Below are 7,339 nucleotides of genomic sequence, written 5' to 3'. Positions count from 1 at the left end.
CACCATCCCGGAGTCGCCGTAACGGGCGACCAGGTCGGCCACGTGGTTGCCGACCATGCCACCGAACCAGCGCAGCTGGTCCCGCTGGTGGGCGAGGTTCGTGCCCACGTACGCGGGCGCGGCCACGCACATGGTGATCGCGTCGGGGTCCCGGCCGGCGGCGATGGCCGCGTCGCGTACCGAGCCGATCGTCCAGCGGGCGATGTCCGGATCGGCGGTCTGCAGGATGAAGCCGTCGGCCTGCTCGCCGACCAGCCGCAGTGCTTTCGGGCCGTACGCGGCCATCCAGATCTCCAGCCGGCCGTCACGCACCCACGGGATGCGCACCGGCGTGCCGTGGTGTTCGACCGCCCGCCCCTCGGCCAACTCCTTGATCACGTGCATGGCCCGGCGCAGCGTGTCGAGGCTCGCCGGCGGCTGGCCGATCACCCGCCGCGCCGAGTCGCCCCGACCGATCCCGCACACCGTGCGGTTGCCGAACATCTCGTTGAGGGTGGCGAACAGCGACGCGGTGACCGACCAGTCGCGGGTGCTCGGGTTGGTCACCATCGGCCCGACGATCAGGTGCTTGGTCGCGGCGAGGACCTGCGAGTAGATGACGAACGGCTCCTGCCACAGCACGCAGGAGTCGAACGTCCAGCCGTAGCGGAACCCGTTGTCCTCGGCGGCGGTGAGCCCGGCCACGACGTCGCGGGCGGGCGGGTCGGTCTGGAGTACGACACCGAAGTCCACGGTCACTCCTTGTCACACCAGGTACTGGCAGAGGTCGCGCTTGAGGAACGTGCCGTGTCCGGCGACGCCGTGGAACTCACCGTCGTCGACGACGACCCGACCGCGGGACAGCACGGTGGCGACCTTCCCGGTCAGCTCCATGCCCTCGTACGCGGAATAGTCCACGTTCATGTGATGGCTGCTGGCGGAGATGGTCTGCCGGGCCGTCGGGTCGTACACCGTGATGTCCGCGTCAGCGCCGGGCGCGATGACGCCCTTGCGCGGGTAGAGGCCGAACATCCGGGCGGGCGTGGTGGAGCTGATCTCCACCCAGCGCGGCAGGGTGATCTCGCCCCGCACGACGCCCTGGTAGAGCAGGTCCATCCGGTGCTCGACCCCCGGCATCCCGTTCGGGATCTTGGAGAAGTCGCCCCGACCCAGTTCCTTCTGGTCCTTGAAGCAGAACGGGCAGTGGTCGGTGGACACCAGCGACAGGTCGTTGGTGCGCAGGCCCCGCCACAGCTCCGCCTGGTGTTCCTTCGGGCGCAGCGGGGGAGAGGCGACGTACTTCGCGCCCTCGAAGTCGGGCCGGGCCAGGTCGTCCAAGGACAGGAACAGGTACTGCGGGCAGGTCTCGGCGAACACGTTCTGGCCGGTGTCCCGCGCGCGGGTGACCGCGTCGAGAGCGTGCGCGGCGGACAGGTGCACGATGTACAGCGGCGCGCCGGTGACCTTGGCCAGGGTGATCGCCCGCGAGGTGGCTTCGCCCTCCAGCTCGGGCGGCCGGGTCAGCCCGTGCTGCACCGGGTCGGTACGCCCGCTGGCCAGCGCCTGCGCGACGAGCTGGTCGATGGCGATGCCGTTCTCCGCGTGCATCATGATCATCGAACCGGTGTCGCGGGCCTTCTGCATCGCCCGCAGGATCTCCCCGTCGGTGGCGTAGAAGACCCCCGGGTACGCCATGAACATCTTGAACGTGTTGACGCCCGCGTCGATGCAGGCCTCCATCTCCTTGAGCGACGTGTCGTTCACGTCCGAAATGATCATGTGGAAGGCGTAGTCGATGGCGCAGTTGCCGTCGGCCTTGCTGTGCCACTTGTCCAGCGCGGACAGCAGGGAGGTGCCCTTGGCCTGGACCGCGAAGTCCACGATGGTCGTCGTTCCGCCCCAGGCCGCCGCGACCGTGCCGGTCTCGAACGTGTCCGCCGAGAACGTGCCGCCGAACGGCATCTCCATGTGGGTGTGCCCGTCGATGCCGCCCGGCACCACGTACCTTCCGGCGGCGTCGATCACCCGCTCGGCGCCGGACGCCCACTGCTGCGCCAGGCCCGAGTCCGGCGCGGCGAGCGCCGCGATCCGCTCACCCTGCACCAGCACGTCCGCCGGGTACGCCCCCGTGGCGTTGACGACCGTTCCGTTGCGAATGACGATGCTCACGGCGTCACCAGCGATTCGTACGTCTCGGGCCGGCGGTCGCGGTAGAACGCCCACAGGTCGCGGACCTCGGCCAGCTTGTCCATGTCCAGGTCGCGGACGACGACCTCCTCCTCGGTGTCCGACGCCGCCGCGCCGACCAACTGCCCGCGCGGGTCGACGAAGTACGACTGGCCGTAGAAGTCGTTGTCGCCCAACGGCTCCACCCCGACCCGGTTGATCGTCCCGACGTAGTACTCGTTGGCGACCGCGGCGGCCGGCTGCTCGAGCCGCCACAGGTACTCCGACAGGCCGCGGCTGGTGGCCGACGGGTTGAACACGATCTTCGCGCCGGCCAGCCCCAGCGCCCGCCAGCCCTCCGGGAAGTGCCGCTCGTAGCAGATGTAGACGCCGATGCGTCCCACGGCGGTGTCGAACACCGGATAGCCAAGGTTCCCCGGCCGGAAGTAGAACTTCTCCCAGAACCCCTTCACCTGCGGAATGTGGTTCTTCCGGTGCTTGCCGAGGTAGGTGCCGTCGGCGTCGATCACCGCGGCGGTGTTGTAGTAGACCCCCGGCTGTTCCTGCTCGTACATCGGCACGATCAGCACCACGCCGTGCTGCTCGGCGACCTCGCGCATCAGCGCCGTCGTCGGCCCGTCCGGGATCGCCTCGGTGTACGAGTAGTAGTCGGCGTCCTGGACCTGGCAGAAGTACGGGCCGTAGAACAGCTCCTGCAGGCAGACCACCTGCGCGCCCTGCGACGCGGCGCGGCGGATCGCCTCGACCGCGTTCGCGATCATCGACTCCTTGTCACCGGTCCACTTCTGCTGCACCAACCCGGCTCGGACGATGTTGCTCACCTGACCTCCCCTTTGGCATGGCGGCCGGCACGCGGTGCCGACAGCGCCAGATAGACCACGAACGCGCCGACCAGACCGGCGACCCAGCTGTAGTCGTAGAGCGGCTTGAGGAACGGGATCAACCCGTCCGTCGGGAACGGGCCCTTGCCGGGCGCGGAGTAGGCGCCCCCGACCGCGAGGAGCGCGCCGACGACGGTGGCGACCACCGCCGTCCAGCTCCAGCCACCCGAGAACCAGTACCGGCCCTCGGGACGGTAGAGACCGGGCAGCTGCAGGCGGGTGCGGTTGCGCACCCAGTACCCGGCGATCAGCACGCCGGCGACCGCGCCGAGCAGGCCGCCGTAGAACCCGAGCCAGACGAAGATGTAGATGTTCGGGTCCTGCACCAGGCGCCAGGGCTGGATCAGGATGCCGAGCACGCCGGTGATCAGGCCACCGGTCCGGAAGGTGACCAGGCGGGGCGCCGCGTTGGAGAAGTCGTACGCCGGGCTGACCGTGTTGGCCGCGACGTTCACCGACAACGTGGCCACCACCACTGTGAACAGGCCGAGCGCGACGACCAGCGGGTTCTCGAACTTCGCGGCCAGCTGGATCGGGTCCCAGATCGCCTCGCCGTAGACCACCGCCGTGCCAGAGGTGATCACGATCGACAGGATGGCGAAGAACGACATCGTGGTGGGCAGCCCCAGGACCTGCCCGTACACCTGCTGCCGCTGGCTGCCGCCGAACCGGGTGAAGTCGGGGATGTTCAGCGACAGGGTCGCCCAGAACGCGATCATCGCCATCAGCGACGGCGCGAACAGCTTCCAGAAGGCGGCGCCCCACCCCAGCTTCGACGGCTGCGACAGGATCGGGCCCGGCCCGCCCGCCTCGATCAGCACCCAGATCAGCAGCGCGACGGCGACCACGAGGACGAACGGCGCGGCCCAGTTCTCGAAGCGGCGCAGGGTATCCATGCCCCGCCAGATGATCGCCATCTCGATGGCCCAGAACACCAGGAACGACGCCCACAGCGTCCACGGGTGGTCCATGACCTGCGCGGCGTCGACCCACCAGGAGCCCAGCAGCTTGCCGGCGATCGCGTAGATCGCCTCGCCGCCAATCCAGGTCTGGATGCCGAACCAGCCGCAGGCGATGAAGGCGCGCAGCAGCGCCGCGAGGTTGGCGCCGCGCACGCCGTAGAACGCGCGGGCGAAGACCGGGAACGGGATGCCGTACTTCGTGCCGGCGTGGCTGTTCAACAGCATCGGGATCAGTACGAGCAGGTTGCCCAGGGTGATGGTGAGGAACGCCTGCACCCAGTTCATGCCGAGCTGGATGAGCCCGGCGGCGAGCAGGTAGCTGGGGATGTTGTGCGCCATCCCGATCCACAGCGCCGCGAAGTTGTACGTGTTCCAGGTGCGCTTCTCGATGGGCACCGGCGCGAGTTCCACGTTGAAGTAGCGGCTGTCGGCGATGGTGGAGAAGTCGCGCAGCTCCACTCGGCCATCCGGATGGGTGATCTGTGTGCCCGGCTCGACCGTGGTGGCTTCGCTGGGTAGGGGTTCAACGGCCATCGGTGTCACCTCCCTGTTGCGCTGCCGCAACAGGCGCCGCCAACCGGCGCGCGTGCTGCGGATGGGGGCGGAACAGCACGATCTTTATCTCGGAATGGTGAGTGTCACGGACCCACCACGGGCAGTGGCAAAGTGTCCACGCTTGCCATGATCAAGGCACACTGTGTCCACCGGCATGCCCGCGGCGATCGTGTCAATCCGTGCGGTGGACGGATTCCGGCGGCCTAGCGGGGGCGCCGTCTCGTCACGCGTCGTCGAGTTCGTGCACCAGCAGCGCGACGTACAGCGACAGCATCGACTCCGGGTCCTCCAGCGACACCCCGAGCACCTGCGCGATCCGGGCCAACTGCTGGTAGTACGCGGTCCGCGACACGTGCGCGGCGGCGGCCGCCGCCGACTTGTTCCCGCCCTGCTCGCAGAAGCAGCGCAGCAGCTCCAGCAGCCGGCTGTGGTGGTTGGCGTCCCGCGCCAGCAGCGGGCCCAGCTCGCGGTCCGCGAACGCCCGGACCCGCTCGTCGTCGCGCAACAGGTGCAGCAGGCCGCGCAGGCGCACGTTGTCCAGCCGGTGGTAGAGCTGGGTGCCGGGGGCGCGCAGGGCCGCCCCCGCCACGTGGGCGGCCTCGCCCAGGCTGCGGCGTACCTCGGCGACGTGCGACACGGTGGTGCCGACCGCCAGCAGCACCGGACCGGCCGCGGAGCGGTGCACCTCCCGGGCCAACCGGCGCAGCACCGCGTCGACCCCGGCCGACGCGGGCAACGACAACAACGCCCGCACCGTCGTGTCGTCCACCACGCCTACCAGCGCGGGCACCGCCACCCGCCGGGCCGCCAGCGCGGTCGCCTCCGCGAGGTCCCGCAACACCTCCTGGGTGGCCAGCGCGGGGGCCCGGGGCGCCACCGTCGCCGGCCGGATGGCCATCCCGACCAGCTGCCGCCGCTCGAGCCCGACCCCTAGGGCCGCCGCCCGGGCGGTCAGATCCGGCGGCGGTACGGCCTGACCGAGCAGCTGCGCGAGCAGCATCCGGTGCGTCTGCCGCTCCAGGCTGTCCCGGTCCCGGGCCACGAGCCGGTGCACCGCCAGCGCCGACGCGGCCCGCTCGGCGACCACCACGTGCCGGTGCGGTGGCGGGTCCGGTGAGAGCAGGACCAGCCGCCCCCAGTCGGCGCCCTGCGCGCCGACCATGGTGACCAGCCAGCCGGCCTCCTCGTCGTATGCGGTCCGCTCCGGCGCGGCCACGGACCGGGACCGCTGCGCCCAGTCGGTCAGCAGCTCCGTGGGATCCCGGCCGGCCGCGTCGTACGCGAGCACCTCGTGCCCCAGCGTCTCCAGCACCACCGGGAGCCCGGAGATCCGGGCCACCTCGCGCAGCACCTCCGCCGGCTCCGCACCGGCCACGGTGAGCGAGGTGAACGTCTCGTGCACCTGCTCGGCCGCCCGCAGCTCGGCGAGCTGCGCGTCGACGATCAGCGCCACCACCGCCTCGGTGACGGACACGAACGGCGTCTCCTGCGCCAGCGTGATCAGGGGCAGCCGGTGCCGGTTGGCCGCCGCCACGAGCGCCTCCGGCAGCTGGTCGCTCCACCGCCGGACCAGCTCGATCACCAGCCCCGCCGCGTGGACCGCGGCCAGGTCGTCCACGTACCGCGTCAGCGCCGCGGCCTCGTCGGGCAGCGCGATGCCGGTGGTGAGCACCAGCTCCCCGCCGCGCAGCAGGTGCGCGATGTCGGCCACCTCCGCCACGTGGACCCAGCGCACCCGGCCGTCCATGCCGGCAGAACCGGCCACCACCTGCGGCTTCGCGCGCCGGATCACCGGCAGGGCGATGGCTTCTGCGACGGAGGGATACATCGCTGCCTCCCAAGGCGGGAATGCACACAACGTAACGGCACGGCGACCACACCGGTACAGGTTGTCCATAGCGGTTGGACAACGATTCCCGCCACACTCGCCCTGGGGACGAGATACGGGAGGACGCCATGGCGCACCGCGAGCTGCTGGCCAGACACCGATCCGTGATGCCGAACTGGCTGGCGTTGTATTACGAGCAGCCCATCGAGATCGCCAGCGCGCAGGGCCGCCGGGTCACCGACCGCGAGGGGCGGACCTACCTCGACTTCTTCGCCGGCATCCTCACCAACGCCGTCGGCTACGACGTGGCCGAGATCAGCGACGCCGTCCGGGCGCAGGTCGACACCGGCGTGCTGCACTCTTCCACCCTGTACCTGATCAAGTCGCAGGTCGAGCTCGCCGAGAAGATCGCGCAGCTGTCCGGCATCCCGGACGCCAAGGTGTTCTTCACCAACTCGGGCACCGAGGCGAACGAGACGGCGCTCATGCTCGCCACCCAGCACCGCCGCAGCGAACAGGTGCTCGCCCTGCGCAACTCGTACCACGGCCGCGCCTTCGCCACGATCGCGGTCACCGGCATCCGTGGCTGGTCGGCCAGCGCGCTCAGCCCGGTCAAGGTGAGCTGGGTGCATGGCGGCTACCGCTACCGCAGCCCGTTCCGGGAGTTGTCCGACGCGGAGTACATCAGGGCCTGCGTCGCCGATCTGCGCGAGGTCATCGAGACGACCACGGCCGGCGACGTCGCCTGCATGATCGTCGAGCCGATACAGGGGGTCGGCGGTTTCGCGACCCCGCCGGACGGGTTGTTCGGCGAGTTCAAGAAGGTGCTCGACGAGTATGGCATCCTCCTCGTCTCCGACGAGGTACAGACCGGCTGGGGCCGCACCGGCGAGCACTTCTGCGCCGCCCGCAGCGCGTCGTACGACGCCTTGGGGAACTCACCCGTC

At 70.2% G+C, this 7,339-nt stretch carries 6 protein-coding genes; 1 reads left to right on the top strand and 5 read right to left on the bottom strand.

What is annotated here, in order from left to right; all coding sequences use genetic code 11:
* The 5 genes from FXF52_RS39835 to FXF52_RS39815 form a co-directional block, all read right to left on the bottom strand.
* Positions 1–732: TIGR03842 family LLM class F420-dependent oxidoreductase (locus FXF52_RS39835; protein ID WP_148804820.1), on the bottom strand; the 732-nt coding region annotated here is incomplete at its 3' end.
* 12 nt (positions 733–744) lie between these two features.
* On the bottom strand, positions 745–2,148 hold the full coding sequence (hydA, locus tag FXF52_RS39830) for a dihydropyrimidinase (protein ID WP_148804819.1): 1,404 nt from the start codon (positions 2,146–2,148) through the stop codon (positions 745–747).
* A complete protein-coding gene (locus tag FXF52_RS39825; RefSeq protein ID WP_148804818.1) occupies positions 2,145–2,987 on the bottom strand; it encodes a nitrilase-related carbon-nitrogen hydrolase in 843 nt (280 codons plus the stop codon). Before FXF52_RS39825 ends, hydA begins: the two co-directional genes overlap by 4 nt.
* On the bottom strand, positions 2,984–4,543 hold the full coding sequence (locus tag FXF52_RS39820; protein ID WP_148804817.1) for an NCS1 family nucleobase:cation symporter-1: 1,560 nt from the start codon (positions 4,541–4,543) through the stop codon (positions 2,984–2,986). The genes FXF52_RS39825 and FXF52_RS39820 overlap by 4 nt, the downstream gene beginning before the upstream one ends.
* Before the next feature lie 244 nt (positions 4,544–4,787).
* Entirely contained in the window at positions 4,788–6,392 is a 1,605-nt protein-coding gene (locus tag FXF52_RS39815; protein WP_148804816.1) for a PucR family transcriptional regulator ligand-binding domain-containing protein, read from the bottom strand.
* A 128-nt stretch (positions 6,393–6,520) separates the two neighbouring features.
* On the opposite strand from FXF52_RS39815, the gene FXF52_RS39810 reads away from it, so the two are divergent.
* Positions 6,521–7,339: aminotransferase class III-fold pyridoxal phosphate-dependent enzyme (locus FXF52_RS39810; protein ID WP_148804815.1), on the top strand; the 819-nt coding region annotated here is incomplete at its 3' end.

It is taken from the genome of Micromonospora sp. MP36, from assembly GCF_008119785.1.
Lineage (GTDB): Bacteria > Actinomycetota > Actinomycetes > Mycobacteriales > Micromonosporaceae > Micromonospora.
The sequence above is the reverse complement of the archived record's forward strand: the minus strand, read 5'-3'. Positions and strand labels throughout refer to the sequence as shown.